The organism is Micromonospora sp. NPDC048909 (genome assembly GCF_040649635.1).
Taxonomy (GTDB): domain Bacteria; phylum Actinomycetota; class Actinomycetes; order Mycobacteriales; family Micromonosporaceae; genus Micromonospora.
The window spans coordinates 15,394-39,088 of record NZ_JBEZFU010000003.1; the positions used below are offsets into that span (position 1 = coordinate 15,394).

At 70.1% G+C, this 23,695-nt stretch carries 37 protein-coding genes; 35 read left to right on the forward strand and 2 right to left on the reverse strand.

Annotation, left to right across the window (positions count from 1 at the left end):
* The 32 genes from rplC (at window position 1) to truA (ending at window position 18,305) form a co-directional block, all read left to right on the forward strand.
* Window positions 1-666, forward strand: coding sequence for a 50S ribosomal protein L3 (gene rplC / locus AB0C04_RS09345; RefSeq protein WP_350871197.1), 666 nt, complete (start codon window positions 1-3; stop codon window positions 664-666).
* A complete protein-coding gene (gene rplD / locus AB0C04_RS09350) occupies window positions 663-1,313 on the forward strand; it encodes a 50S ribosomal protein L4 (RefSeq protein WP_350871200.1) in 651 nt (216 codons plus the stop codon). The genes rplC and rplD overlap by 4 nt, the downstream gene beginning before the upstream one ends.
* A complete protein-coding gene (gene rplW / locus AB0C04_RS09355) occupies window positions 1,310-1,612 on the forward strand; it encodes a 50S ribosomal protein L23 (RefSeq protein WP_007465304.1) in 303 nt (100 codons plus the stop codon). The genes rplD and rplW overlap by 4 nt, the downstream gene beginning before the upstream one ends.
* Before the next feature lie 12 nt (window positions 1,613-1,624).
* On the forward strand, window positions 1,625-2,464 hold the full coding sequence (rplB, locus tag AB0C04_RS09360; protein WP_148793471.1) for a 50S ribosomal protein L2: 840 nt from the start codon (window positions 1,625-1,627) through the stop codon (window positions 2,462-2,464).
* A gap of 12 nt (window positions 2,465-2,476) precedes the next feature.
* On the forward strand, window positions 2,477-2,758 hold the full coding sequence (gene rpsS, locus AB0C04_RS09365; RefSeq protein ID WP_091125151.1) for a 30S ribosomal protein S19: 282 nt from the start codon (window positions 2,477-2,479) through the stop codon (window positions 2,756-2,758).
* Between the two features lie 40 nt (window positions 2,759-2,798).
* Entirely contained in the window at window positions 2,799-3,257 is a 459-nt protein-coding gene (gene rplV, locus AB0C04_RS09370; protein WP_350871204.1) for a 50S ribosomal protein L22, read from the forward strand.
* The gene (gene rpsC, locus AB0C04_RS09375) at window positions 3,257-4,129 is read left to right on the forward strand and encodes a 30S ribosomal protein S3 (RefSeq protein ID WP_350871207.1); all 873 of its coding nucleotides are present in this window, start codon (window positions 3,257-3,259) and stop codon (window positions 4,127-4,129) included. The genes rplV and rpsC overlap by 1 nt, the downstream gene beginning before the upstream one ends.
* Before the next feature lie 3 nt (window positions 4,130-4,132).
* Window positions 4,133-4,558: a 50S ribosomal protein L16 gene (gene rplP / locus AB0C04_RS09380; protein ID WP_073834927.1), complete on the forward strand. Its 426-nt coding sequence runs from the start codon at window positions 4,133-4,135 to the stop codon at window positions 4,556-4,558.
* Window positions 4,558-4,794: a 50S ribosomal protein L29 gene (gene rpmC, locus AB0C04_RS09385; RefSeq protein WP_007465283.1), complete on the forward strand. Its 237-nt coding sequence runs from the start codon at window positions 4,558-4,560 to the stop codon at window positions 4,792-4,794. Before rplP ends, rpmC begins: the two co-directional genes overlap by 1 nt.
* Complete coding sequence (rpsQ, locus tag AB0C04_RS09390) at window positions 4,791-5,066, forward strand: 30S ribosomal protein S17 (RefSeq protein WP_350871209.1); 276 nt, start codon at window positions 4,791-4,793, stop codon at window positions 5,064-5,066. The genes rpmC and rpsQ overlap by 4 nt, the downstream gene beginning before the upstream one ends.
* Before the next feature lie 97 nt (window positions 5,067-5,163).
* On the forward strand, window positions 5,164-5,532 hold the full coding sequence (rplN, locus tag AB0C04_RS09395) for a 50S ribosomal protein L14 (RefSeq protein WP_007073026.1): 369 nt from the start codon (window positions 5,164-5,166) through the stop codon (window positions 5,530-5,532).
* Window positions 5,529-5,849: a 50S ribosomal protein L24 gene (gene rplX, locus AB0C04_RS09400; protein ID WP_350871211.1), complete on the forward strand. Its 321-nt coding sequence runs from the start codon at window positions 5,529-5,531 to the stop codon at window positions 5,847-5,849. The genes rplN and rplX overlap by 4 nt, the downstream gene beginning before the upstream one ends.
* On the forward strand, window positions 5,849-6,418 hold the full coding sequence (gene rplE / locus AB0C04_RS09405; RefSeq protein ID WP_350871213.1) for a 50S ribosomal protein L5: 570 nt from the start codon (window positions 5,849-5,851) through the stop codon (window positions 6,416-6,418). Before rplX ends, rplE begins: the two co-directional genes overlap by 1 nt.
* A gap of 1 nt (window position 6,419) precedes the next feature.
* Window positions 6,420-6,605: a type Z 30S ribosomal protein S14 gene (locus tag AB0C04_RS09410; protein ID WP_007465272.1), complete on the forward strand. Its 186-nt coding sequence runs from the start codon at window positions 6,420-6,422 to the stop codon at window positions 6,603-6,605.
* A 95-nt stretch (window positions 6,606-6,700) separates the two neighbouring features.
* Window positions 6,701-7,108 (forward strand): 30S ribosomal protein S8, encoded by a 408-nt coding sequence (gene rpsH, locus AB0C04_RS09415; protein ID WP_067301438.1) that lies wholly within the window; start codon window positions 6,701-6,703, stop codon window positions 7,106-7,108.
* 16 nt (window positions 7,109-7,124) lie between these two features.
* Window positions 7,125-7,667: a 50S ribosomal protein L6 gene (rplF, locus tag AB0C04_RS09420; protein WP_350871215.1), complete on the forward strand. Its 543-nt coding sequence runs from the start codon at window positions 7,125-7,127 to the stop codon at window positions 7,665-7,667.
* Between the two features lie 8 nt (window positions 7,668-7,675).
* Window positions 7,676-8,053 (forward strand): 50S ribosomal protein L18, encoded by a 378-nt coding sequence (rplR, locus tag AB0C04_RS09425; RefSeq protein ID WP_231393072.1) that lies wholly within the window; start codon window positions 7,676-7,678, stop codon window positions 8,051-8,053.
* A 33-nt stretch (window positions 8,054-8,086) separates the two neighbouring features.
* Window positions 8,087-8,701, forward strand: a complete 615-nt coding sequence (gene rpsE / locus AB0C04_RS09430; protein WP_091102580.1) for a 30S ribosomal protein S5 — start codon at window positions 8,087-8,089, stop codon at window positions 8,699-8,701.
* Window positions 8,701-8,883 carry a 50S ribosomal protein L30 gene (gene rpmD / locus AB0C04_RS09435; protein ID WP_350871217.1) on the forward strand — a complete coding sequence of 61 codons (183 nt, stop codon included), beginning with the start codon at window positions 8,701-8,703 and terminating at the stop codon, window positions 8,881-8,883. Before rpsE ends, rpmD begins: the two co-directional genes overlap by 1 nt.
* On the forward strand, window positions 8,883-9,326 hold the full coding sequence (gene rplO / locus AB0C04_RS09440; RefSeq protein WP_350871219.1) for a 50S ribosomal protein L15: 444 nt from the start codon (window positions 8,883-8,885) through the stop codon (window positions 9,324-9,326). The genes rpmD and rplO overlap by 1 nt, the downstream gene beginning before the upstream one ends.
* 233 nt (window positions 9,327-9,559) lie before the next feature.
* The gene (secY, locus tag AB0C04_RS09445; protein WP_350871221.1) at window positions 9,560-10,888 is read left to right on the forward strand and encodes a preprotein translocase subunit SecY; all 1,329 of its coding nucleotides are present in this window, start codon (window positions 9,560-9,562) and stop codon (window positions 10,886-10,888) included.
* Window positions 10,889-11,542, forward strand: coding sequence for an adenylate kinase (locus tag AB0C04_RS09450; RefSeq protein WP_350871223.1), 654 nt, complete (start codon window positions 10,889-10,891; stop codon window positions 11,540-11,542).
* An 88-nt stretch (window positions 11,543-11,630) separates the two neighbouring features.
* Window positions 11,631-12,482 (forward strand): type I methionyl aminopeptidase, encoded by an 852-nt coding sequence (gene map, locus AB0C04_RS09455; RefSeq protein ID WP_357050850.1) that lies wholly within the window; start codon window positions 11,631-11,633, stop codon window positions 12,480-12,482.
* 233 nt (window positions 12,483-12,715) lie between these two features.
* Complete coding sequence (locus tag AB0C04_RS09460) at window positions 12,716-13,309, forward strand: DUF1707 domain-containing protein (RefSeq protein WP_357052180.1); 594 nt, start codon at window positions 12,716-12,718, stop codon at window positions 13,307-13,309.
* A 230-nt stretch (window positions 13,310-13,539) separates the two neighbouring features.
* Window positions 13,540-13,761 carry a translation initiation factor IF-1 gene (gene infA, locus AB0C04_RS09465; protein WP_007073013.1) on the forward strand — a complete coding sequence of 74 codons (222 nt, stop codon included), beginning with the start codon at window positions 13,540-13,542 and terminating at the stop codon, window positions 13,759-13,761.
* A gap of 91 nt (window positions 13,762-13,852) precedes the next feature.
* The gene (rpmJ, locus tag AB0C04_RS09470) at window positions 13,853-13,966 is read left to right on the forward strand and encodes a 50S ribosomal protein L36 (protein ID WP_043965539.1); all 114 of its coding nucleotides are present in this window, start codon (window positions 13,853-13,855) and stop codon (window positions 13,964-13,966) included.
* Window positions 13,967-14,231: 265 nt separating this feature from the next.
* Window positions 14,232-14,612 (forward strand): 30S ribosomal protein S13, encoded by a 381-nt coding sequence (rpsM, locus tag AB0C04_RS09475; RefSeq protein WP_130340099.1) that lies wholly within the window; start codon window positions 14,232-14,234, stop codon window positions 14,610-14,612.
* A gap of 18 nt (window positions 14,613-14,630) precedes the next feature.
* Window positions 14,631-15,038 carry a 30S ribosomal protein S11 gene (gene rpsK, locus AB0C04_RS09480; protein WP_030329919.1) on the forward strand — a complete coding sequence of 136 codons (408 nt, stop codon included), beginning with the start codon at window positions 14,631-14,633 and terminating at the stop codon, window positions 15,036-15,038.
* A gap of 13 nt (window positions 15,039-15,051) precedes the next feature.
* A complete protein-coding gene (gene rpsD, locus AB0C04_RS09485) occupies window positions 15,052-15,678 on the forward strand; it encodes a 30S ribosomal protein S4 (protein ID WP_089018952.1) in 627 nt (208 codons plus the stop codon).
* 98 nt (window positions 15,679-15,776) lie between these two features.
* Window positions 15,777-16,799 carry a DNA-directed RNA polymerase subunit alpha gene (locus tag AB0C04_RS09490; protein ID WP_120684293.1) on the forward strand — a complete coding sequence of 341 codons (1,023 nt, stop codon included), beginning with the start codon at window positions 15,777-15,779 and terminating at the stop codon, window positions 16,797-16,799.
* 34 nt (window positions 16,800-16,833) lie between these two features.
* Window positions 16,834-17,400 carry a 50S ribosomal protein L17 gene (gene rplQ, locus AB0C04_RS09495; RefSeq protein WP_350871228.1) on the forward strand — a complete coding sequence of 189 codons (567 nt, stop codon included), beginning with the start codon at window positions 16,834-16,836 and terminating at the stop codon, window positions 17,398-17,400.
* A gap of 74 nt (window positions 17,401-17,474) precedes the next feature.
* The gene (gene truA, locus AB0C04_RS09500; RefSeq protein WP_357050855.1) at window positions 17,475-18,305 is read left to right on the forward strand and encodes a tRNA pseudouridine(38-40) synthase TruA; all 831 of its coding nucleotides are present in this window, start codon (window positions 17,475-17,477) and stop codon (window positions 18,303-18,305) included.
* Window positions 18,306-18,392: 87 nt separating this feature from the next.
* Here truA and AB0C04_RS09505 read toward each other — a convergent pair whose 3' ends face one another.
* On the reverse strand, window positions 18,393-19,520 hold the full coding sequence (locus tag AB0C04_RS09505; protein ID WP_357050858.1) for a hypothetical protein: 1,128 nt from the start codon (window positions 19,518-19,520) through the stop codon (window positions 18,393-18,395).
* Window positions 19,521-19,668: 148 nt separating this feature from the next.
* On the opposite strand from AB0C04_RS09505, the gene AB0C04_RS09510 reads away from it, so the two are divergent.
* From AB0C04_RS09510 to AB0C04_RS09520, 3 genes are read left to right on the forward strand one after another with little or no spacing between them, the layout of a single operon-like run.
* Window positions 19,669-20,274 carry a methyltransferase gene (locus tag AB0C04_RS09510; protein WP_357050862.1) on the forward strand — a complete coding sequence of 202 codons (606 nt, stop codon included), beginning with the start codon at window positions 19,669-19,671 and terminating at the stop codon, window positions 20,272-20,274.
* 41 nt (window positions 20,275-20,315) lie between these two features.
* Window positions 20,316-21,995 (forward strand): ATP-binding cassette domain-containing protein, encoded by a 1,680-nt coding sequence (locus AB0C04_RS09515; protein WP_357050865.1) that lies wholly within the window; start codon window positions 20,316-20,318, stop codon window positions 21,993-21,995.
* Between the two features lie 56 nt (window positions 21,996-22,051).
* Complete coding sequence (locus tag AB0C04_RS09520; RefSeq protein ID WP_357052183.1) at window positions 22,052-22,996, forward strand: aldo/keto reductase; 945 nt, start codon at window positions 22,052-22,054, stop codon at window positions 22,994-22,996.
* Between the two features lie 82 nt (window positions 22,997-23,078).
* On the opposite strand, the gene AB0C04_RS09525 is transcribed toward AB0C04_RS09520, so the two are convergent.
* On the reverse strand, window positions 23,079-23,627 hold the full coding sequence (locus AB0C04_RS09525; protein ID WP_357050868.1) for a hypothetical protein: 549 nt from the start codon (window positions 23,625-23,627) through the stop codon (window positions 23,079-23,081).
* Window positions 23,628-23,695 lie beyond the last annotated feature (68 nt).

The window sequence follows — 23,695 nt, forward strand, 5'->3', positions numbered from 1 at the left end:
ATGGACAGGCAAGTTAAGGGGATCCTGGGCGCAAAGCTCGGCATGACCCAGGTCTGGGACAACAACCGCGTTGTGCCCGTGACCGTGGTGGAGGCCGGCCCGTGCGTCATCAGCCAGATTCGTGACGCCAACAAGGACGGTTACTCCGCGGTCCAGCTGGCGTACGGCACGATCGACCCGCGCAAGGTGAAGAAGCCGATCAGCGGGCACTACGCCAAGGCGGACGTCGCGCCGCGCCGGCACATCGTGGAGCTGCGCACCAGCGACGCCGCCGACTACTCGCTCGGCCAGGAGGTCACGGTCGAGGAGTTCCCGGCGGGCGTCTCGATCGACGTGACCGGTCGCACCAAGGGCAAGGGTTACGCCGGCCCGATGAAGCGGCACGGCTTCCACGGTCTGCGCGCCAGCCACGGTGTCGAGCGCAAGCACCGCTCGCCCGGCTCGATCGGCGCCTGCGCCACCCCGGGTCGCGTCTTCAAGGGCACCCGGATGGCGGGCCGGATGGGTGGCGTGCGCTACACCGTCCAGAACCTGACCGTCCAGGCGGTCGACACCGAGAACAACCTCCTGCTCGTCCGTGGCGCCATCCCCGGCCCCAAGGGCGCGGTGGTTCTGGTCCGCACGGCGGCCAAGACCAAGGCGAAGAAGGGCGGTGTGGCCAAGTGACCACCGTTGACGTCCTCACCGTCGAAGGCACCAAGAGCGGCTCCGTCGAGCTGCCGGGCGACATCTTCGACGCGCAGGCCAACGTTGCGCTGATGCACCAGGTCGTGGTGGCCCAGCTCGCGGCGGCCCGACAGGGCACGCACAAGACCAAGACCCGCGGCGAGGTCGCCGGCGGCGGCAAGAAGCCGTACAAGCAGAAGGGCACCGGTCGCGCCCGGCAGGGCTCGATCCGCGCGCCGCAGTTCGCCGGCGGTGGCGTGGTGCACGGTCCCGTGCCGCGCGACTACAGCCAGCGGACCCCGAAGAAGATGAAGGCTGCCGCGCTGCGTGGCGCCCTCTCCGACCGGGCCCGCGCCGGGCAGGTGCACGTCGTCGAGGCGTTCGTCTCGGGCGAGAAGCCGTCGACCAAGGCGGCCCTGGCCACGCTGGCCAAGCTCACCGAGGCCCGTCGGGTCCTGGTCGTGCTGAGCAGCACCGACGAGCTGAACTGGGTGTCGCTGCGCAACGAGCCGCGGGTGCACCTGATCGAGTCCGGCCAGCTCAACACGTACGACGTGCTGGTGGCCGACGACGTGGTCTTCACCAAGGACGCCCTGGACGAGTTCCTGGGCGTGCCCGCCGAGACCACCGAGGAGGGTGGCAAGTGAGCACGATCGCCGACCCGCGCGACATCATCGTGGCGCCGGTCGTCTCGGAGAAGAGCTACAGCGAGCTGAACCGGAACTGGTACACCTTCCTGGTGCACCCGGACGCGAACAAGACCGAGATCAAGATCGCTATCCAGCAGATCTTCAACGTCCGCGTCCTGACGGTCAACACGCTCAACCGCCAGGGTAAGCGCAAGCGCACCAAGACCGGCTTCGGTCAGCGCAAGGCGACCAAGCGGGCGATCGTGAAGCTGGCTGACGGTGACCGTATCGAGGCCTTCGGCGGCCCGGTCAGCTGAGGGGTGTAGACAATGGCTATCCGTAAGTACAAGCCGACGACGCCGGGCCGGCGTGGCTCGAGCGTTGCCGACTTCGCCGAGATCACCCGGTCGACGCCCGAGAAGTCGCTGCTGGCTCCGCTGCCGAAGAAGGGCGGACGCAACGCCCACGGCCGGATCACCACGCGCCACCACGGTGGCGGCCACAAGCGGCAGTACCGTCTGATCGACTTCAAGCGGGTCGACAAGGACGGCGTGCCGGCGAAGGTCGCGCACATCGAGTACGACCCGAACCGCACCGCGCGGATCGCGCTGCTGCACTACGCCGACGGCGAGAAGCGGTACATCATCGCGCCGAAGGACCTGAAGCAGGGCGACGCCGTCGAGTCGGGCCCGAGCGCGGACATCAAGCCGGGTAACAACCTGCCGCTGCGCAACATCCCGGTCGGTACCACCATCCACAACGTGGAGCTGCGTCCGGGCGGCGGCGCCAAGCTGGCCCGCTCGGCCGGCGTCGGCATCCAGCTGCTCGGCCGCGAGGGCGCGTACGCGACCCTGCGTATGCCGTCCGGTGAGATCCGGCGGGTCGACGTGCGCTGCCGGGCCAGCATCGGCGAGATCGGCAACGCCGACCAGTCGAACATCAACTGGGGTAAGGCCGGCCGGATGCGGTGGAAGGGCAAGCGCCCGACCGTCCGTGGTGTCGCCATGAACCCGGTCGACCACCCGCACGGTGGTGGTGAGGGTAAGACCTCCGGCGGTCGCCACCCGGTCAACCCGCAGGGTAAGCCCGAGGGCCGCACCCGTCGTAAGGGCCAGCCGAGTGACCGGCTGATCGTCCGCCGCCGCTACGCCACGCGTAAGCGCGGCTGAGGGAGATAAGACATGCCTCGCAGCCTGAAGAAGGGCCCGTTCGTCGACGACCACCTGATCAAGAAGGTGGAGACGCAGAACGACAAGGGCACCAAGAACGTCATCAAGACCTGGTCGCGGCGCTCGACGATCATCCCTGAGATGCTCGGGCACACGATCGCCGTGCACGACGGGCGCAAGCACGTCCCGGTGTTCGTGACCGAGGCCATGGTCGGGCACAAGCTCGGCGAGTTCGCGCTGACCCGGACGTTCAAGGGTCACGAAAAGGACGACCGGAAGAGCCGTCGGCGCTGACGCCGCGGGCATACGGATAGAGGATCAAGGGGTTACAGCGATGCCAGGAAAGGGCGACGCTCCGGTGCTTCCGGGCGCGCGGGCGGTTGCGCGGCACGTGCGCATCTCGCCGATGAAGGCGCGCCGGGTGGTCAACCTCGTCCGCGGCCTGCCCGCGAAGGAGGCGCTCACGGTGCTGCAGTTCGCGCCGCAGGCTGCGAGCGAGCAGGTGTACAAGGTGCTCGCGAGCGCGATCGCCAACGCGGAGAACAACGAGCGGCTGGACCCCGACGCGCTGCTCGTCAGCGAGGCGTTCGTGGACGAGGGCCCGACCATGAAGCGGTTCCAGCCGCGGGCGCAGGGCCGGGCCTACCGGATCCGCAAGCGCACCTGCCACATCACCGTGGCGGTCGAGGCGGTCGCGCCGGCAGCGCCGAGGAAGGCCGCGGCGAAGAAGGCCGCCCCGGCGACGCAGGCCGCACCGGCCGAGACGGAGAGCAAGACGGAGGACGCCGAGTAATGGGTCAGAAGGTTCACCCCACTGGGTTCCGGCTCGGCATCTCGACCGACTGGAAGTCCCGCTGGTTCGCGGACAAGCTCTACAAGGACTACATCGGCGAGGATGTCAAGATCCGCCGGATGATGTCCAAGGGCCTCGAGCGCGCCGGCATTTCCAAGGTCGACATCGAGCGCACCCGCGACCGGGTCCGGGTCGACATCCACACCGCCCGGCCGGGCATCGTCATCGGCCGTAAGGGTGCGGAGGCCGACCGGATCCGCGGCGAGCTGGAGAAGCTCACCGGCAAGCAGGTGCAGCTGAACATCATCGAGGTGAAGAACCCCGAGTCGGACGCGCAGCTGGTCGCCCAGGGCGTGGCCGAGCAGCTGTCCAGCCGGGTCAGCTTCCGTCGGGCGATGCGCAAGGCGATGCAGTCGGCGATGAAGAACCCGGCCTGCAAGGGCATCCGGGTTCAGGTCTCGGGTCGCCTCGGCGGCGCCGAGATGAGCCGGACCGAGTTCTACCGCGAGGGCCGGGTTCCGCTGCACACGCTGCGGGCCAACATCGAGTACGGCTTCTTCGAGGCCCGTACCACCTTCGGCCGGATCGGCGTGAAGGTCTGGATCTACAAGGGCGATGCGGTTCCGGGCCGGGAGGCTCCGGCCGAGGCCGGTCCGTCGCGCCCGCGTCGTGGTGAGCGTGGCGACCGTCCCGAGCGTCCGCGCCGTGGCCGGTCGGGTTCGTCCGGCACGACGGCTGGTGGCACCGAGGCCGGCCGGGCTGCCGCGACCACCATCGCGCAGCAGGCCGAGACGCCGAGCGGCGAGCCGGTCGACAGCGCTGCTGTCGCCGCCACGGCTTCCGCTCCGGCAGAAACGCAGCAGGAGGGCTGACAGATGCTGATGCCGCGCAAGCCCCCGAAGGGCTTCCGCAAGCCGCACCACCCGGACCGCCACGGCGCGTCCAAGGGTGGTAACCGGGTGGTGTTCGGCGAGTTCGGGATCCAGGCTCTCGAGCCGGCGTACGTGACCAACCGCCAGATCGAGTCGGCGCGTATCGCGATGACCCGTCACATCAAGCGTGGCGGCAAGGTCTGGATCACGATCTTCCCGGACCAGGCCCTCACCAAGAAGCCCGCCGAGACCCGGATGGGTTCCGGTAAGGGCTCGCCCGAGTGGTGGGTCGCGAACGTGAAGCCGGGGCGGGTTCTCTTCGAGATGTCCTTCCCGAACGAGCAGATCGCGCGAGAGGCGATGCGTCGCGCGATCCACAAGCTCCCGATGAAGTGCCGCATTGTTACGCGCGAAGTGGGTGAATCCTGATGGCAGCGGGCGTTAAGGCGACCGAGCTGCGTGAGCTCTCCGAGGAGGAGCTGGTCACGAAGCTGCGGGAGGCCAAGGCGGAGCTGTTCAACCTCCGCGTGCAGGCCGCAACCGGGCAGCTGGACAACAACCGGCGGCTGCAGGTCATCCGTCGGGAGATCGCCCGGATCTACACGATCATGCGTGAGCGCGAGCTGGGGCTCTCTGCCGCGCCGACTGAGGTGACTGCATCATGACCGAGAACACCACCGCCGCCGCGCGTTCGCGCCGCAAGGTCCGTGAGGGCCTGGTGGTCAGCGACAAGATGGACAAGACCGTCGTCGTCGAGGTCGAGGACCGGGTCAAGCACGCGCTGTACGGCAAGATCATGCGCCGGACCAGCAAGCTCAAGGTGCACGACGAGCAGAACAGCGCCGGCACCGGCGACCGGGTCCTGATCATGGAGACCCGGCCGCTCTCCGCCACCAAGCGTTGGCGGGTCGTGGAGATCCTGGAAAAGGCCAAGTAGCGAAGGCTCGAGCTCGCCCGGCGTCGCGTCGGGCGCGGGTTCCGCCAGGCTCCGGCCGCTACGGCGGCCGGAGAACCGGCAGACATAGGAGATAGACGTGATTCAGCAGGAGTCGCGACTGCGCGTCGCCGACAACACGGGTGCCCGGGAGATCCTGTGCATCCGGGTTCTCGGTGGCTCCGGTCGGCGCTACGCGAGCATCGGCGACGTCATCGTGGCCACCGTCAAGGACGCGATCCCCGGTGCCGGTGTGAAGAAGGGCGACGTCGTCAAGGCCGTCGTCGTTCGCACCGCCAAGGAGAAGCGGCGGCCGGACGGCTCGTACATCCGCTTCGACGAGAACGCCGCCGTCATCATCAAGGACGGCGGGGACCCGCGTGGTACTCGTATCTTCGGCCCGGTCGGGCGGGAGCTGCGGGACAAGCGGTTCATGAAGATCATTTCCCTCGCGCCGGAGGTGTTGTGACCGTGAAGGTCAAGAAGGGCGACACGGTCGTCGTCATCGCCGGCAAGGACAAGGGTGCCAAGGGCAAGGTCATCGCGGCCTACCCGCGGCAGGACAAGGTCCTGGTCGAGGGCGTGAACCGGGTCAAGAAGCACACCCGCATCAGCACCACTCAGCGTGGCGCCAAGACCGGTGGCATCGTCACCCAGGAGGCTCCGATCCACGTCTCGAACGTGCAGGTCGTGGACTCCGACGGCAACCCGACCCGCGTCGGGTACCGGATCGACGAGAACGGCCAGAAGGTTCGTGTCGCGCGTAGCACCGGTAAGGACCTGTGATGACCACGGCTACCGAAACCACGACCATGCCGCGCCTCAAGGAGCGGTACCGCAACGAGATCGTGGCCAAGCTGCGCGAGCAGCACGACTACGCCAACCCGATGCAGGTGCCGCGGCTGGTGAAGATCGTCGTCAACATGGGTGTCGGCGAGGCCGCCCGTGACGCCAAGCTGATCGACGGCGCCGTCCGCGACCTGGCCACGATCACCGGCCAGAAGCCGCAGGTGCGGCGGGCGACCAAGTCCATCGCGCAGTTCAAGCTCCGCGAGGGCATGCCGATCGGCGCGAAGGTCACCCTCCGCGGCGACCGGATGTGGGAGTTCCTGGACCGGCTGCTCTCCATCGCGCTGCCGCGTATCCGTGACTTCCGCGGTCTGGACGGGCGCAAGCTCGACGGGCACGGCAACTACACGTTCGGTCTGACCGAGCAGTCGGTGTTCCACGAGATCGACCAGGACAAGATCGATCGCCAGCGGGGCATGGACATCACGGTGGTCACCACCGCCACGACCGACGACGAGGGCCGGGCGCTGCTCAAGCTCCTGGGCTTCCCGTTCAAGGAGAACTGAGATGGCCAAGAAGGCGCTGATCATCAAGGCGGCCGCGAAGCCGAAGTTCTCGGTTCGCGCGTACACCCGCTGCCAGCGGTGCGGGCGTCCGAAGGCGGTCTACCGCAAGTTCGGTCTCTGCCGGGTGTGCATCCGGGAGATGGCCCACCGCGGTGAGCTGCCCGGCGTGTCCAAGGCTTCCTGGTAATAGCCCGGCGCGCTCCGCGCGTCAGCTGCACTGTCTCTTCGCCGTAGGCCTGCGGGCGAACGCGGGAACCCCGGCGAGAAAGGTTGACGAAATCCATGACGATGACCGACCCGATCGCAGACATGCTCACGCGTCTGCGTAACGCCAACCAGGCGTATCACGACCGGGTGACGATGCCCTACTCCAAGATCAAGGCGAACATCGCCGAGGTCCTGAAGGCCGAGGGCTACATCGCCACCTGGTTGGTCGAGGAGCCCGAAGAGGGTGCCGTCGGCAAGCGACTGGTCGTCGAGCTGAAGTACGGCCAGAACCGCGAGCGGAGCCTGGCCGGCATCAAGCGCGTGTCCAAGCCCGGTCTCCGGGTGTACGCCAAGTCGGACGGGCTCCCCCGGGTGCTCGGTGGGCTGGGCGTGGCGATCATTTCGACGTCCCAGGGGCTGCTCACCGACCGGCAGGCCCGCAAGCGGAGCGTTGGCGGGGAAGTCCTCGCCTTCGTCTGGTAACGGGAGACAGGTAGAAATGTCGCGTATTGGACGTAAGTCGATCCCGGTACCAGCCGGCGTCGACATCACGATCGACGGGCAGACCGTCAAGGTCAAGGGCCCGAAGGGCGAGCTCTCGCACACCGTGGCCGAGCCGATCACCGTCGAGCGGAGCGAGGACGGTCAGCTGACCGTCAACCGCCCGAACGACGAGCGCAAGGCCAAGGAACTGCACGGTCTCAGCCGTACCCTGGTCGCCAACATGATCGTCGGCGTCACCGAGGGCTACCGCAAGAGCCTGGAGATCGCCGGTACTGGTTACCGGGTCACCGCCAAGGGCAAGGACCTCGAGTTCGCGCTCGGCTTCTCGCACCCGGTGCTGGTGCCCGCGCCGGACGGCATCACCTTCACGGTGGAGCGGCCGACCCTGTTCCACGTTGCTGGCATCGACAAGCAGCAGGTCGGTGAGGTCGCCGCCAACATCCGGAAGATCCGCCCGCCGGAGCCCTACAAGGGCAAGGGCGTGAAGTACCAGGGCGAGGTCATCCGCCGCAAGGCTGGAAAGGCAGGTAAGAAGTGACCGCCACGCTGCTCAAGCGCCGCCGCGGCGTCGCCGCCAAGCGCGCCGTCGGGCGGGCGCGTCGGCACTTCCGGGTCCGCAAGAACGTCAGTGGTACGGCCGAGCGTCCGCGCCTGGTCGTCACCCGTTCGCTGCGGCACATGGTCGCCCAGATCGTCGACGACACCAAGGGTCACACCCTGGCGTCGGCGTCGACCCTGGACGCGTCGCTGCGCGGCGCCGAGGGCGACAAGAGCGCCCTTGCCGGCAAGGTGGGCGCCCTGCTCGCCGAGCGGGCCAAGGCCGCCGGTGTCTCCAAGGTCGTCTTCGACCGCGGTGGCAACCGGTACGCGGGGCGGGTCGCCGCGCTTGCCGATGCCGCCCGCGAAGCCGGGCTCGAGTTCTAACAACCCCGTCACGAGAGAGAAGGAAGGCTGCTGATGCCAGGTCAACAGCGCCGTGGCGGCGGGTCCGGTGGCAACGAGGGTGGTCGCCGCGACAACCGCCGTGAGGGCGGCCGCGGAAACGCGCCCGTCGAGAAGACCCCGCACCTCGAGCGGGTCGTCGCGATCAACCGCGTCGCCAAGGTCGTGAAGGGTGGTCGTCGCTTCAGCTTCACCGCCCTGGTGATCGTGGGCGACGGCGACGGCACGGTCGGCGTGGGCTACGGAAAGGCCAAGGAGGTGCCCGCGGCGATCGCCAAGGGCGTCGAGGAGGCCAAGAAGCACTTCTTCAAGGTGCCGCGGATCGGCCAGTCGATCCCGCACCCGGTGCAGGGCGAGGACGCCGCCGGCGTCGTGCTGCTCAAGCCGGCTTCGGCCGGTACGGGCGTCATCGCCGGTGGGCCGGTGCGTGCCGTGCTGGAGTGCGCGGGCATCCACGACGTGCTCTCCAAGAGCCTTGGATCGTCGAACCCGATCAACATCGTGCACGCCACCGTGGCGGCGCTGAAGGGGCTCGAGTCCCCCGAGGCCGTCGCCGCGCGCCGTGGCCTGCCGGTGGAGGACGTCGCGCCGGCCGCCATGCTGGCGTCGCGGGCGGGGGTGGCTTCCTGATGGCTCGCCTGAAGGTCACCCAGCTCCGGTCCGAGATCGGGACCAAGCAGAACCAGCGTGACTCGCTGCGTTCGCTCGGTCTCAAGCGGATCAACGACGTGGTGGTCAAGGAGGACCGGCCCGAGATCCGCGGCATGATCTTCACTGTGAACCACCTCGTGAAGGTCGAGGAGGTCGAGTAATGACGATCAAGGTCCACCACCTGCGCCCGGCGCCGGGGTCCAAGACCGCGAAGACCCGCGTGGGTCGCGGTGAGGGCTCCAAGGGCAAGACCGCCGGTCGCGGTACCAAGGGTTCCAAGGCCCGGAAGAACATCTCGGCGGCGTTCGAGGGTGGGCAGATGCCCATCCACATGCGGCTGCCGAAGCTGAAGGGCTTCAAGAACAAGTTCAAGGTGACGTTCCAGGTTGTCAACCTGGACCGGCTCGCCGAGCTCTTCCCGAACGGCGGCCAGGTTGGCCCGCTGGAGCTGGTCGAGTCCGGCGCGGTCCGCAAGGGCCAGCCGGTGAAGGTTCTCGGCACCGGGGACCTCGGTGGAGTGACGCTCCAGGTGTCGGCGCACGCGTTCAGCGCGTCGGCCAAGGAGAAGATCACCGCCGCCGGTGGTTCCGTCACCGAGCTGTAAGGCGAACGACCCATGGCGCCCGTCCAGTTGGTCTCAACTGGCGGGCGCCATGGTCTACCTGGGACGTATGCGCCCGGTAACATCGGAAGCGGTTTATGTAGCCGGGCACATCTGCCCGGACGGGGATCGGACTGTTAGAGTCCCTTCCCAGCCATGGATATCGGGCACTCGCCCGGCACCCACCCCGATCCGCCAGGGACAACCGGCGGCCCGCCTCGCGCAGGAGGAAGAAGTTGCTGTCCGCCTTTCTCAGTGCGTTCCGTACGCCTGACCTGCGCAAGAAGCTGCTGTTCACAGTCGGCATCATCGCGGTCTACCGACTGGGCGCGACGCTTCCCAGCCCGGGTGTTTCGTACGGCAACGTGCAGAAGTGCCTCGACACGCTCCAGGGCGACACCACCGGTGTGCTGAACCTGCTCAACCTGTTCTCCGGCGGGGCTCTGCTCCAGCTCTCGGTCTTCGCGCTGGGCATCATGCCCTACATCACCGCGTCGATCATCCTGCAGCTGCTGACCGTGGTGATCCCGCGGCTCGAGCAGCTCCGCAAGGAGGGCCAGTCCGGCCAGGCGAAGATCACCCAGTACACCCGCTACCTGACCCTCGGCCTCGGTGTCCTCCAGGCCTCGGCGTTCGTGGCGCTGGCCCGCTCCGGGCAGCTCTTCCAGAACCGCTGCGACCAGTTCCCGATCATCCCTGAGGGCACCGGCATCCCGGACTGGCTGACGCTGACCATCCTGGTCATGACGATGACCGCCGGTACCGGTGTGGTCATGTGGCTCGGCGAGCTGATCACCGACCGGGGCGTCGGCAACGGCATGTCGGTGCTGATCTTCACCTCGATCGCGGCCCGGCTGCCCGGCGAGGGCTGGCAGATCAAGAACACCCAGGGCTGGTGGAAGTTCTTCCTGGTCATCGCCCTGGTTCTGGTGGTCATCACCGCGGTCACCTTCATCGAGCAGGCGCAGCGCCGGATCCCGGTCCAGTACGCCAAGCGGATGATCGGCCGGCGGATGTACGGCGGTACCTCGACCTACATCCCGCTGAAGGTCAACCAGGCCGGCGTCATCCCGGTCATCTTCGGCTCGTCGCTGCTCTACCTGCCCCAGCTGGCGCTGCAGTTCTTCGACCAGACCAACCCGGGCAAGACCCAGGCCTGGATCCAGAACAACCTGGTCGCGCCGGACAGCCCGATCTACATCTCGGTCTACTTCCTGCTGATCATCTTCTTCACGTACTTCTACGTCTCGATCACGTTCAACCCGACCGAGGTCGCGGACAACATGAAGAAGTACGGCGGGTTCGTGCCGGGCATCCGCCCCGGCAAGCCGACGGCCGACTACCTGGACTTCATCCTCAGCCGCATCACCCTGCCGGGCGCGCTCTACCTGGGCATCGTCTCGATCCTGCCGAACTTCTTCTTCATCTGGCTGGACAACCAGCAGTACCAGAACTTCCCGTTCGGCGGCACCGCTGTGCTGATCATGGTCGGCGTCGGTCTGGAGACCGTCAAGCAGATCGAGAGCCAGTTGATGCAGCGGAACTACGAAGGGTTCCTGCGGTAGATGAGACTCGTTCTGGTTGGCCCGCCGGGCGCGGGCAAGGGCACGCAGGCCGAGTTCATCGCGGCGCACCTGGCGGTCCCGAAGATCTCGACCGGTGACATCTTCCGGTCGAACGTCTCCCAGGGCACCCCGCTCGGCGTCGAGGCCAAGCGCTACATGGACGCAGGCGAGCTGGTACCGGACGAGGTCACCATCAACATGGTCCGGGACCGGCTCGCCGAGCCGGACGCCAGCGAGGGCTTCCTGCTCGACGGCTTCCCGCGGACCACGCCGCAGGCCGCCGCGCTGGACAAGCTCCTCGCCGACCTGGGCACCGCGCTGGACGTCGTGCTCGAGCTGGTGGTCGACGACGACGAGGTGATCCGGCGGCTCTCCGGTCGGCGTACCTGCCGGGGCTGCGGCAAGATCTGGCACGTCGAGTTCGACGCCACCAGCCGGGAGGGCATCTGCGACCGGTGCGGGGCGGAGCTGTTCCAGCGCGACGACGACAAGCCGGAGACGATCGCCACCCGGCTCCGCGAGTACGCCGAGAAGACCGCGCCGTTGGTCGACTACTACGGCGCCCAGAACAAGCTGGTCGGGATCGACGCCACCGGCCCGGTGGAGGACGTCACCGTCCGGGCCATCGACGCCCTGCACTCGTACGGCGGCTGAGGTCCCGCCGGCTCACCGGCGGATAGAGTGCGAACAGCGGGGTACGCGCGACGTGCCCCGCTGTTCGGCAACGAAAGGTAACCGCTCCATGCGTCGTCCCCAGCTGGACATCCAGCTGAAGACCCCCGACCAGATCGAGAAGATGCGTGCCGCCGGTCTGGTGGTCGCCGACGCGCTGCGTCGGATGCGCGAGGCGGTGGCCCCGGGGGTCAGCACGGCCGACCTGGACGCCATCGCCGAGTCGACCATCCGCGAAGCGGGCGCCGTCCCCTCGTTCAAGGGCTACCACGGCTATCCGGCGTCGATCTGCTCGTCGGTCAACGCGCAGGTGGTGCACGCGATCCCCGCCGCCGAGCAGGTGCTCCGGGACGGCGACATGATCTCGATCGACTGCGGCGCGGTGCTCGACGGTTGGCACGGCGACGCGGCGATCACGGTCGCGGTCGGTGAGGTCGACCCGGGGCTGTTGAAGATGGCCGCGGTGGCCGAGGACGCGATGTGGGCGGGGATCGCCGCCGCCGCCCGCGGGGCGGCCAGTGGGCGGGGCCGGCTCACCGACATCTCGCACGCGGTCGAGGACGCGGTCCGCCGTGGCGGCCGTTACGGCATCGTCGACGGCTACGGCGGGCACGGCATCGGCACCGAGATGCACCAGGATCCGCACGTGCTCAACCACGGGCGGCCGGGCAAGGGCCCCCGCCTGGTACCGGGCCTGGCCCTGGCGATCGAGCCGATGATCACGATGGGCTCGCCCCGCACGGTTGAGCTGTCCGACGGCTGGACGGTGGTGACCCGGGACGGGTCGATGGCCGTGCACGTCGAACACACCATGGCGCTGCTCCCGGACGGCGTCTGGGTGCTGACCGCCGCCGACGGCGGCCGGGCCCGCCTGGGCGACCTGGTGACGGCCCGCCAGACCGCCGACTCCCCAGCCTCCTGACCCAACCCCCACCCCCATCCCGCACCCCGCACCGGGGTCGGTCCGGCTCGTTCGACGCCGTGATCAAGAGCTGTGCGTCGTCCGGAGGCTGGATCGTGACGCGGATCTCTTGATCACCGGCGCCGGGCGCGGGCCGGGCGCCGGGTGGGGGTCGGCGCTGGGTGGGGGGCGGCGGGGACGGCGGTGGGTGGTGGGGTGGTGGCATGCTTGCCCCCATGGAGGGGCGCGGGGAGATGCGGGCGGGCGACGCCGACCGCGAGGCGGTGGCCGAGCGGCTGCGGGTCGCGCTCAACGAGGGCCGGTTGGATCTGCACGAGTACGACGAGCGGTTGCGGCAGGCCTACGCCGCCCGCACGTACGCGGAGCTGGACGCGCTGCTGACGGATCTGCCGTCGGTCGCGCCGCCGGAGGCGTCCCAGCTGGTGCAGTCACCGCCCGCCGCGGCGGCGCCGGTCGAGCCGCCCACCGTCCGGCCACCCACCGCCCGTTGGCTGGCCGAGGTCTGGATGCCGTACCTCCAGGTGGTCCCGATCGTGGTGGCTGTCTGGGCGGTCTCCTCCCTGTTCGCCCGGGAACTGCTCTACTTCTGGCCGGGCTGGGTGGCCGGGCCGTGGGGCGCCGTGTTGCTGGTGCGTACCTTCACCGGGCTCGCCGGGGGAGAGCCGCAGCGGTGGGCGTCCGAGCGGGAGCGCCGGCGCCGGCGGAAGCGGGCGAAGCGGACGCGGCGGCGGGAGATCGACGCGGCCGGCCCCGACGGGTGGCAGCACACGAGCCGGGCGCGCCCGGAGCAGGACAGGAACCCGGGGGAGCCCGACCCGGTCGGGTGATTGCCGACTTTTGCCCGATTTGACGAATCCGCCGGTGGCCGGTTTGGCGGCGGCGCGGCGTCGGGCGTACACTTTCAGATCGGCGCACAGCGTCCACTCCGGCATGCCCATCCTGCGCTTCGATGGGGCTGGAGCCGCGGCTGGCGCGGGCTACCTGATCTTGACGGTCGGTGACCCGTGTAAGACGTTGTGAGCCGTCCGGAGCAACCGACGTCAGGACAGCGGAGGACATGCCGAAAAAAGACGGAGCCATTGAGATCGAGGGTCGGGTCATCGAGCCCCTGCCGAACGCCATGTTCCGGGTGGAGCTCGCGAACGGCCACAAGGTGCTGGCTCACATCAGCGGCAAGATGCGGCAGCACTACATCCGCATCCTGCCGGAGGACCGGGTCGTCGTCGAACTCTCGCCGTACGACCTGACCCGCGGGCGCATCGTCTACCGCTACAAGTAGTCCTGACGACGGCCGGGGCGTCCCGTGTCCGTCTTCGACGTCCGAGATCGCGCGTGGCGCGTCACCGGGCCTGATGGGAAGTAAGGCAACCGTGAAGGTCAAGCCGAGCGTCAAGAGGATCTGCAACAAGTGCCGGGTGATCCGCCGGCACGGCCGGGTCATGGTCATCTGCAGCGACCCGCGCCACAAGCAGCGCCAGGGCTGAGCCCCTCGGCCGGTCGGCACGTCGATCGGTGAGGACGGCCCGGGCGGCAGATCCGGAACACACAACACATGCTCGTCCCAGCCGCGAGCGGTACGCACCACGCGTACTCCTTCGTGGCTGACCCCCGGTCGGAGGCCGGGGCCCGCTCGGGCAGCGACCGACTCCCGGTCGCCGGCGCGCACCGCGCCGGAGGCAGGAGGAGGCCGTGAGCGGGGTGGGACGGGTGCAGACCTCCGCCACAACATCACGAGGAGCACGCCCGCACATGGCACGTCTAGTCGGCGTCGACCTCCCCCGCGAAAAGCGGATGGAGATCGCGCTCACCTACATCTTCGGCGTCGGTCGTACCCGCGCCCTGGAGACGCTCGCTGCCACCGGCATCTCGCCGGACAAGCGCGCCCGGGACCTCACTGACGAAGAGCTGGTCCAGCTCCGCAATCACATCGAGGGCAACTACAAGGTTGAAGGCGACCTGCGCCGCGAGGTCGCCGCTGACATCCGCCGCAAGGTCGAGATCGGCTGCTACGCGGGTATCCGGCACCGCCGGGGCCTGCCCGTTCGTGGCCAGCGGACCAAGACCAACGCGCGGACCCGCAAGGGCCCGAAGCGGACCGTCGCCGGCAAGAAGAAGCCCGGCAAGAAGTAACTAGGAGCGCACAGACTTATGCCACCGAAGGCTCGTGCCGGAGCCGCCGTCAAGAAGGTCCGGCGCAAGGAACGCAAGAACGTCGCCCACGGGCAGGCGCACATCAAGAGCACCTTCAACAACACCATCGTGTCCATCACGGACCCGACCGGTGCGGTCATCTCCTGGGCCTCCGCCGGCCAGGTGGGCTTCAAGGGCTCCCGCAAGTCGACTCCGTTCGCCGCGCAGCTGGCCGCCGAGGCCGCCGCGCGTCGGGCCATGGAGCACGGCATGCGCAAGGTCGACGTGTTCGTCAAGGGCCCCGGCTCCGGCCGGGAGACCGCGATCCGTTCGCTGCAGGCCGTCGGGCTGGAGGTCGGCCAGATCGCCGACGTCACCCCGCAGCCGCACAACGGATGCCGTCCGCCGAAGCGTCGTCGGGTCTGAGAGGTAGAGAGAGATGGCTCGTTACACCGGTGCTGACTGCCGCCGTTGCCGGCGGGAGAAGATGAAGCTGTTCCTCAAGGGCAGCAAGTGCGATGGCCCGAAGTGCCCGTTCGAGTCCCGGCCGTTCCCGCCCGGGCAGCACGGCCGCGGCCGCACCAAGGAGACGGAGTACCTGCTCCAGCTCCGCGAGAAGCAGAAGGCCCGTCGTGTCTACGGCGTGCTGGAGAAGCAGTTCCGCGGTTACTACGAGGAGGCCGTGGGCAAGCAGGCGAAGACCGGTGAGGTCCTCCTGCAGATCCTCGAGTCGCGGCTCGACAACGTCGTTTACCGGGCCGGCTACGCGCACTCGCGCGACATGGCCCGCCAGCTGGTCAAGCACGGCCACTTCACGGTGAACGGCAAGAAGGTCGACATCCCGTCGTACCGCGTCAAGGAGCACGACATCATCGAGGTGCGGGGGAAGAGCAAGGAGCTGACCCCGTTCATCGTCGCGCAGGCCCAGGCGGGCTCGCGGGCGGTCCCGGCCTGGCTCGAGGCCATCCCCAGCCAGATGAAGATCCTGGTGCACTCGCTCCCGGCCCGGCAGGTCATCGACACGCAGGTCCAGGAGCAGCTGATCGTCGAGCTCTACTCCAAGTAAGAGCTCGTTGCGGTGGCCCGCCCCTCGCCGGGCGGGCCACCGGAACAGTTTGTGTCGTGGGCGTCAAATAGCGGGCGTCCCGGAAGAGAAGAGAAGAAATGCTCATCAGCCAGCGACCGTCTCTCTCCGAAGAGTCGATCAACGAGACCCGCTCCCGGTTCACCATCGAGCCGCTGGAGCCCGGCTTCGGCTACACCCTGGGCAACTCGCTGCGGCGTACGCTGCTGTCGTCGATCCCGGGTGCCGCGGTCACCTCGATCAAGATCGACGGTGTGCTGCACGAGTTCACCACGATCCCCGGTGTCAAGGAGGACGTGGTCGAGCTCGTCATGAACATCAAGGAGCTCTGCGTCAGCTCCGAGCACGACGAGCCGGTCAGCATGTACCTGCGCAAGCAGGGCCCGGGCGACGTGACCGCCGGTGACATCCAGCCGCCGGCCGGCGTCTCGGTGCACAACCCGGACCTGAAGCTCGCCACCCTGAACGGCAAGGGCCGGCTCGACATGGAGCTGACCGTCGAGCGGGGTCGCGGCTACGTGACGGCGGCGCAGAACAAGCAGGCCGGCGCCGAGATCGGCCGGATCCCGGTCGACTCGATCTACTCGCCGGTGCTGAAGGTGACCTACCGGGTCGAGGCGACCCGGGTCGAGCAGCGCACCGACTTCGACCGGCTGATCATCGACGTCGAGACCAAGCCGTCGATGGGCCCGCGTACCGCGCTGGCCTCCGCCGGCTCGACGCTCGTGGAGCTGTTCGGGCTCGCCCGGGAGCTGGACGAGACCGCCGAGGGCATCGACATCGGGCCGTCCCCGCAGGACGCCCAGCTGGCGGCGGATCTGGCCCTGCCGATCGAGGAGCTGGACCTCACCGTCCGCTCCTACAACTGCCTCAAGCGCGAGGGCATCAACACCGTTGGTGAGCTCATCGGGCGTACGGAGGCCGACCTTCTCGACATTCGGAACTTCGGCCAGAAGTCGATCGACGAGGTCAAGATGAAGCTCGCCGGGATGGGTCTCGGGCTGAAGGACTCGGCTCCGAACTTCGACCCGGCGCACGTCGTGGACGCCTTCGGCGAGGCGGACTACGACACCGACGACTACCGCGAGACCGAGCAGCTCTAGTCCGCGCTGCCGCCACATCTGAGGAGCACCAAGCATGCCCACGCCCACCAAGGGCCCCCGCCTCGGCGGCAGCCCCGCGCACGAGCGGCTCATGCTGGCCAACCTGGCCACTGCGCTGTTCCAGCACGGCAAGATCAAGACCACCGAGACGAAGGCCCGGCGGCTGCGTCCGCTGGCCGAGCAGCTCATCACCAAGGCCAAGCGCGGCGACCTCGCGTCCCGTCGGCGGGTGCTGGGCGTCGTCAAGGACAAGGACGTGGTCTACGCCCTGTTCGACCAGATCGCGCCCCGGTACGCCACCCGCAACGGTGGTTACACCCGGATCGTGAAGACCGGTCCGCGCAAGGGTGACAACGCGCCGATGGCCGTCATCGAGCTGGTGGAAGAGCTTCAGGTCGCCGAGCCGAAGGCGAACAAGAAGACCGCCGCCCGCAAGGCCGCCCAGCAGGACAAGGTCGAGGCGCTCGCCCCGGCCGAGGAGACCCCGTCGTCGGCCCCGGCCGACCAGGACTCCGAGGCGCCGGTCTCGGCGTCCGGTGACACCGCCGCCGCCCGCGAGGACAGCGACGAGGCCGCCGAGGGCACCGAGAACAAGGCCTGATCGCAGGCAGCATCGTCGGGCCCGGCATCCCTTCCTGGGGTGCCGGGCCCGACGCCGTGAACGGGAGACACGACGTGGACGAGCGGATCCGGTTGCGACTGGACGTGGCGTACGACGGGACGGCATTCTCCGGCTGGGCCGCGCAGCCGACCCGGCGTACGGTCGCCGGCGTGCTCGTCGAGACGCTCGACCTCGTGCTCGGCGCCGGCACGGCGACCGGCCTGACCGTGGCCGGCCGCACCGACGCCGGGGTGCACGCGACCGGGCAGGTGTGCCACCTCGACCTGCCCGGCGCGGTCTGGCGGGAGCGGGAGGGGACGCTGCTGCGCCGGCTGGCCCGGCTGCTCCCCACCGACATGCGGGTCCGGGCGATGACCGAGGTGCCCGCCGAGTTCGACGCCCGGTTCTCGGCCACCTTCCGCCGCTACGAGTACCGGGTGACCGATGCCCCGTACGGCGCCGAGCCGTTGCGCCGGCACGAGATCCTGGCCTGGCCGAAACGACTCGACGTCGACGCGCTGAACGCCGCGGCGGCCGGCCTGGTGGGGGAGCACGACTTCGCCGCTTACTGCCGGCGCAAGGAGAACGCGACCACGCTGCGCGAGGTGACCCGGCTCGACTGGCGGCGCGGGCCGGACGGCGTGCTGGTCGCCACCGTGCAGGCGGACGCGTTCTGCCAGGCGATGGTGCGCAGCCTGGTCGGCGCCATGCTGGTCGCCGGGGACGGCCGCCGACCGGTCGACTGGCCGGCCGGCCTGCTCGACCGGCGGGAGCGGTCCAGCGAGGTGACCGTCGCGCCGGCGCACGGGCTGACCCTGGTGGCGGTCGGCTACCCGGACGACCCCGCCGAGTACGCCCGCCGGGCCGACCTCACCCGCCGGCTGCGGGTCTCGGCCGAGTCCTGACAACCCGCCCGGCAGGACGAGCAGCGGGTGCGGGACCCGAGGGCCGGCGCACCCGCTGACGTCTCACCCGCCTTCTCGCCCGCCGGCTCAGTCGCCGGGCAGCTCGTCCGTGCCCTCCTGGCCGCCGGTGCTGTCCGAGGGGCCGCCCGTGCTGCCGGAGGGACCGCCCGTGCTGCCGGAGGGACCGCCGGTGCTGCCGGAGGGGCCTGCGGTGGGTTGGCTCGCGGTGCCGCCGTCGGCGCGACGCTCCAACACGCCCCGGTTGAGGTGCAGCTCGATCATGTCGAAGAGGATCTCGCGGACGGCGGTGTCGCCGGACCGGATCGTCTCGCCGTCGGCGCGGGCCACCAGGGCGTACGCCAGGTAGTGACCGCGGACCTGCCAGCCGACCCGGGCCGGGGCGGTGGTGAGGGCCTTGGTGTCGTCGTCGACCGCCATGCCACGGAAGCGGCCCTGTCGCTCGTCGAGCAGCTCCCGGATCCGGTCCCGCGCCCGCTCCGCGCTGGCCCGGTCGGTCAGGTTGAACAGCCCGGTGGTCACCAGGTACTCGCCGCCGGGCGAGCGGAGCGTGGCCCGGACGACCTGGCTGCAGCCGAGCCGGACCAGCAGGTCGGCCACCTCGTCGGTGGCCGCGACCGCGCAGCTACCGCTGGAGTGCGTCTTGAGCACCGGGTAGGCCGGCTCGCCGTCGGTGACCACCAGCTCCTTGCCGGCGAAGACCTCCTTGGCGGTCAGCGGCGCCTGGTCGGTGTCCCGGGAGTCGAGGTGGTGCTGCGCGGGCTCCGGCGAGGGGTTGGCCCCGGCCTGCTGGCTCGGGGTGTTCTGCGGCTCCGGGGAGCGGTCGACGAGCAGGGCGGCGGCGCCGAGCCCGCAGAGCGCGAGCAGCACGAGAACGGCTGCGCCGCCGATCAGGACCTGCCAGAGTCGGCCGCCGCCCCCGCCGCTGCGGGCCCGCTCGGGGGCCGGCGGCTCGACCGGCGGAGGTGCGGTGTAGACCTCCGGGCGGGGCGGTGCCACCGGCGGCTCGTGGCGGACCGGCGCCGGTTCGGACGCGGGCAGCGCGAGCCGGTTAGCCCGGGGCAGCGACGGGGTGGGGAAGCGGGACGGGGAGGGCCCGGCCGGCGGAGGCGGACCGGCGCCGAGCGGGGACAGGTCGGACCCGGGCTCCGGGTACTCCACGAAATCGTCCTCATCGGACTCGTACCGATACACCATGTCGCCCAGAGTAGGATTGATTGTCCCTTTAGGTGGTAATAATGGGAAATTGTGTCTCGGATCGTGGTGAAGCATGCTCACCGCGGTCGCGCCGCCGGCGGGCCGGGCCATTGCGGGTCGACCACCCGGCCGGTGCGAGAATTGCCGCGTGACCGGCGACCACTACTTCACCGCTGAACCCACGACCGCCGCCCGCACCCGCGAGGTCGAGTTCACCGTCGCCGACCGCGACTACACGCTCGCCTCGGCCAGCGGGGTCTTCTCCGCGGTCCGGCTCGACCCGGGCACCGCCGTGCTGCTGCGCAAGGCCGAGCTGCCCAGCCCCGACACCGCCGGCGACCTGCTCGACCTCGGCTGCGGCTTCGGGCCGATCAGCTGCGTGCTCGCCACCACCGCGCCCGCGGCCACCGTCTGGGCGGTCGACGTCAACGAGCGGGCCCGCGAACTGACCGCCGCCAACGCGGAGCGGATCGGCGCCGCGGACCGGGTCCGGGTGCGCGCCCCCGACGAGGTGCCGGCGGAGCTCCGGTTCGCCCAGCTCTGGTCGAACCCGCCGATCCGGATCGGCAAGGACGAGCTGCACGAGCTGCTGCTGCGCTGGCTGCCCCGGCTCGCCGACGACGGGGTCGCCTGGCTGGTGGTCGCCCGCCACCTCGGCGGCGACTCGCTGCACCGCTGGCTGGTCGAGCAGGGCTGGCAGGTGGAGCGGCAGGCCAGCCAGAAGGGCTACCGGGTGCTACGGGTCACCCGGTAATTGGATGTACCGCCCCCACCGGGCTGAGGCAGGATCCCCGCGTGGGATACGTGGACGTGGCAGCGGTAGGGCACATCCTCCCCGACGGCCGGGAGCTCTTCGCTGACGTGTCGTTCCGGGTCGGCGAGGGCGCGAAGGTGGCGCTGGTCGGGCCGAACGGCGCGGGCAAGACAACCCTGCTCCGGATGGTCTCCGGCGACCTGCCGGTGAAGGCCGGCGCCGTCGCCCGGGCCGGTGGGCTCGGCGTCATGCGGCAGTTCATCGGCATGATCGGGGACGAGTCCACGCTCGCCGACCTGGCGCTCTCCCTCGCCCCGCCGGTGCTGCGCGAGGCCGGCCGCCGGCTCGCCGACACCGAGGCGGCCATGCGGGCGGCCGAGGCGTACGGCAAGTACGGCACCGCCGCCGGCAAGGCGCAGCTGGCGTACGCGGACGCGCTCGCCGCCTGGGGCGAGGCCGGCGGCTACGACGCCGAGGTGCTCTTCGACACCGTCACCACCATCGTGCTCGACCTGCCCTGGGAGACCGCCCGGGAGCGCCCGGTGCGGACCCTCTCCGGTGGGCAGCAGAAGCGCTTCGCGCTCGAGCTGCTGCTTCGCGGCCCCGACGAGGTGCTGCTCCTCGACGAGCCGGACAACTTCCTCGACGTCCCCGGCAAGCGGTGGCTGGAGGGGCGGCTGGCGGAGTCGGCGAAGTCGGTGCTCTACGTCTCACACGACCGGGAGCTGCTGGCCCGTACCGCCGACCGGGTGGTCGCCGTCGAGGGGGGCAGCGCGTGGGTGCACCCGGGCGGCTTCGCCAGCTGGCACGAGGCGCGGGTGGCCCGGCACGCCCGCCTGGACGAGCTGCGCCGACGCTGGGACGAGGAGCACCAGAAGCTGCGCGAGCTGATGCTGATGTACAAGCAGAAGGCCGCGTACAACGACGGGCTGGCGTCGCGCTACCAGGCGGCGCAGACCCGGCTGCGCAAGTTCGAGGAGGCCGGGCCGCCGCCCGTACCGCCGAAGGACCAGGACATCCGGATGCGGCTGACCGGCGGGCGGACCGGCAAGCGCGCGGTCGTCTGCGAGAAGCTGGAACTCGACGGCCTGACCTACCCCTTCGACCTGGAGATCTGGTACGGCGACCGCGTCGCCGTGCTCGGCGCGAACGGCACCGGCAAGTCGCACTTCCTGCGGCTGTTGGCCCGCGGTGGCACCGACCCGGATCCCGCGAACGGCCCGGTCGACAGCGGGCCGGTGCTGGCGCCGGTGGCCCACGACGGGATGGTCCGGCTCGGCGCCCGGGTGCGCCCCGGGCACTTCTCGCAGACCCACGACCGCCCCGAGCTGATGGCGAAGACCCTGGTCGAGGTGCTCTGGCGGGGCGACGACCACCGGGCCGGCATGGACCGGCACGGGGCCATGGCGGCGCTCAGCCGGTACGAGCTGGCCGGGCAGGGTGACCAGCGGTTCGGCACCCTCTCCGGCGGCCAGCAGGCGCGGTTCCTGGTGCTGCTGCTGGAACTCTCCGGAGCCACCCTGCTGCTGCTCGACGAGCCCACCGACAACCTCGACCTGGCCAGCGCCGAGGCCCTGGAGGCCGGCCTGACCGCGTTCGAGGGGACGGTGATCGCGGTGACCCACGACCGCTGGTTCACCCGCACCTTCGACCGCTTCGTGCTGTTCCGCTCGGACGGCGAGGTGGTGGAGACCGACGAGCCGGTGTGGGACGTGGGGTGAGGTGGTCCACGGGCAGCGCCCAGCCGGACGGGCATAGGGTTGATCTCGTGACTGAGATGACGTACCGCCGGCTGGGCGACTCGGGGCTCGTGGTGTCCGTGGTCGGTATCGGCTGCAACAACTTCGGCCGCAAGCTCGACTTCGACGGCACCCGGGCGGTGGTGGACGCCGCGCTCGACGCCGGCATCAACTTCTTCGACACCGCTGACATCTACGGGGAGCCGCAGGGCAGCTCGGAGGAGCTGCTCGCCGCGGCGCTCAAGGGCCGCCGGGACGACGTGGTGGTGGCCACCAAGTTCGGCATGGACATGCACGGCCTGAACGGGCCGGACTTCGGTGCCCGGGGGGCCCGGCGCTACATCGCCCGGGCCGTCGAGGCGTCGCTGCGCCGGCTCGGCACCGATCACATCGACCTCTACCAGATGCACGAGCCGGACCCGGACACCCCGATCGACGAGACCCTCGCCGCGCTGGACGACCTGGTCCGCGCCGGCAAGGTCCGCTACCTGGGCAACTCCAACTTCGCCGGCTGGCAGATCGCGGATGCCGACTGGGTGGCCTCGTCGAACGGGCGGTCCCGCTTCATCAGCGCGCAGAACCACTACAGCTTTCTGGAGCGGTCGGTGGAGACCGAGGTCGTGCCGGCCTGCGAGCGGTTCGGCCTCGGGCTGCTGCCGTTCTTCCCGCTGGCCAACGGGCTGCTCACCGGCAAGTACAAGCGTGACGAGCAGCCGCCCGCGGGCAGCCGTCTCTCCGGCGGCGGCCGGTACGCCGAGCGGTTCGCCGCGGCGGACTGGGACACCATCGAGGCGATCGGCCGGTACGCGGACGAGCGTGGGCTCACCATGCTCCAGGTGGCCATCGGCGGGCTGGCCGCCCAGCCGGCGGTGACCTCGGTCATCGCCGGTGCCACCACCCCCGAGCAGGTGCTCGCCAACGCCAGCGCGGGCAGCTGGCAGCCCACCGACGAGGACCTGGCGGCGCTGCGCGCCATCCTCTGACCGTCCGACACGACCGCCGCCAGGGCCAACGGCCCGGCGGCGGTCAGCGTCGAAGCCGGCCTGCGACCTCGCGCCGTGTGATTCAGCCTGCGTCGGAGCGGCGGCGGGTGAGCAGCATCGGCACCGCCACCGCCAGGGCGGCGAGCACCAGGACGGCCAGCCCGACCGGCCACCACCAGGCGCCCCCCGCACCCGCGGTGGCACCGGCGTCGGCCGCCGGCGCGGTCGCTGCGACCGGCGCCGCAGCCGGCGCGGGTGACTGGGCGGGCCGGGCCTGCACCTGGGCGCTCGCCGTGCTCTTGTTCGGCGGCGGCGCGCTCACCGTCACCTTCCAGGTGCCCGGAGAGAGCAGCGGACCGCTGCTGTAGAAGCCCTGCCCCTCGGGGGCCGGCTCCAGCTGCACCGGGCCGATCCGTTGTCCGTCCGGGCCGGTGCCGGTGAGCGTCAACAGCACCGGCTTCTCCAGCCGGTGCCCGTCGGCGTGGACGGCCTGCACGGTCACCCCGCCCGCCCCGTCGCCGGCGACGGTCAGCTTGAGTTTCCCGGTGTGTGCCGCGGCCGGGGCCGACGAGACCAGGGCCAGGACCAGTCCGACGAGCAGGGCGGCGAACGCCTTGCGGGTACGCGTCACGGACGTCTCCTCACTGCGGATGGAAGAGGCCCCTCCCCGACGCCGGAGCGTCGAGGAGGGGCCTCGTC

What these genes read in the sequence shown, in the direction of transcription:
- rpmD (WP_350871217.1), top strand. Translation starts at nt 8,701, where the DNA reads ATGGCTCGCCTGAAGGTCACCCAGCTCCGGTCCGAGATCGGGACCAAG.
- AB0C04_RS09450 (WP_350871223.1), top strand. Translation starts at nt 10,889, where the DNA reads ATGAGACTCGTTCTGGTTGGCCCGCCGGGCGCGGGCAAGGGCACGCAG.
- rpsK (WP_030329919.1), top strand. Translation starts at nt 14,631, where the DNA reads ATGCCACCGAAGGCTCGTGCCGGAGCCGCCGTCAAGAAGGTCCGGCGC.
- map (WP_357050850.1), top strand. Translation starts at nt 11,631, where the DNA reads ATGCGTCGTCCCCAGCTGGACATCCAGCTGAAGACCCCCGACCAGATC.
- AB0C04_RS09490 (WP_120684293.1), top strand. Translation starts at nt 15,777, where the DNA reads ATGCTCATCAGCCAGCGACCGTCTCTCTCCGAAGAGTCGATCAACGAG.
- rplV (WP_350871204.1), top strand. Translation starts at nt 2,799, where the DNA reads ATGCCAGGAAAGGGCGACGCTCCGGTGCTTCCGGGCGCGCGGGCGGTT.
- AB0C04_RS09505 (WP_357050858.1), bottom strand. Translation starts at nt 19,520, where the DNA reads ATGGTGTATCGGTACGAGTCCGATGAGGACGATTTCGTGGAGTACCCG.
- rplO (WP_350871219.1), top strand. Translation starts at nt 8,883, where the DNA reads ATGACGATCAAGGTCCACCACCTGCGCCCGGCGCCGGGGTCCAAGACC.
- rpsS (WP_091125151.1), top strand. Translation starts at nt 2,477, where the DNA reads ATGCCTCGCAGCCTGAAGAAGGGCCCGTTCGTCGACGACCACCTGATC.
- rpsD (WP_089018952.1), top strand. Translation starts at nt 15,052, where the DNA reads ATGGCTCGTTACACCGGTGCTGACTGCCGCCGTTGCCGGCGGGAGAAG.
- infA (WP_007073013.1), top strand. Translation starts at nt 13,540, where the DNA reads ATGCCGAAAAAAGACGGAGCCATTGAGATCGAGGGTCGGGTCATCGAG.
- rplP (WP_073834927.1), top strand. Translation starts at nt 4,133, where the DNA reads ATGCTGATGCCGCGCAAGCCCCCGAAGGGCTTCCGCAAGCCGCACCAC.
- rpsC (WP_350871207.1), top strand. Translation starts at nt 3,257, where the DNA reads ATGGGTCAGAAGGTTCACCCCACTGGGTTCCGGCTCGGCATCTCGACC.
- rpmC (WP_007465283.1), top strand. Translation starts at nt 4,558, where the DNA reads ATGGCAGCGGGCGTTAAGGCGACCGAGCTGCGTGAGCTCTCCGAGGAG.
- AB0C04_RS09520 (WP_357052183.1), top strand. Translation starts at nt 22,052, where the DNA reads ATGACGTACCGCCGGCTGGGCGACTCGGGGCTCGTGGTGTCCGTGGTC.
- AB0C04_RS09460 (WP_357052180.1), top strand. Translation starts at nt 12,716, where the DNA reads ATGCGGGCGGGCGACGCCGACCGCGAGGCGGTGGCCGAGCGGCTGCGG.
- rpsH (WP_067301438.1), top strand. Translation starts at nt 6,701, where the DNA reads ATGACGATGACCGACCCGATCGCAGACATGCTCACGCGTCTGCGTAAC.
- rplF (WP_350871215.1), top strand. Translation starts at nt 7,125, where the DNA reads ATGTCGCGTATTGGACGTAAGTCGATCCCGGTACCAGCCGGCGTCGAC.
- rplC (WP_350871197.1), top strand. Translation starts at nt 1, where the DNA reads ATGGACAGGCAAGTTAAGGGGATCCTGGGCGCAAAGCTCGGCATGACC.
- rplQ (WP_350871228.1), top strand. Translation starts at nt 16,834, where the DNA reads ATGCCCACGCCCACCAAGGGCCCCCGCCTCGGCGGCAGCCCCGCGCAC.
- rpsM (WP_130340099.1), top strand. Translation starts at nt 14,232, where the DNA reads ATGGCACGTCTAGTCGGCGTCGACCTCCCCCGCGAAAAGCGGATGGAG.
- rpsE (WP_091102580.1), top strand. Translation starts at nt 8,087, where the DNA reads ATGCCAGGTCAACAGCGCCGTGGCGGCGGGTCCGGTGGCAACGAGGGT.
- AB0C04_RS09410 (WP_007465272.1), top strand. Translation starts at nt 6,420, where the DNA reads ATGGCCAAGAAGGCGCTGATCATCAAGGCGGCCGCGAAGCCGAAGTTC.
- rpsQ (WP_350871209.1), top strand. Translation starts at nt 4,791, where the DNA reads ATGACCGAGAACACCACCGCCGCCGCGCGTTCGCGCCGCAAGGTCCGT.
- rplB (WP_148793471.1), top strand. Translation starts at nt 1,625, where the DNA reads ATGGCTATCCGTAAGTACAAGCCGACGACGCCGGGCCGGCGTGGCTCG.
- rplE (WP_350871213.1), top strand. Translation starts at nt 5,849, where the DNA reads ATGACCACGGCTACCGAAACCACGACCATGCCGCGCCTCAAGGAGCGG.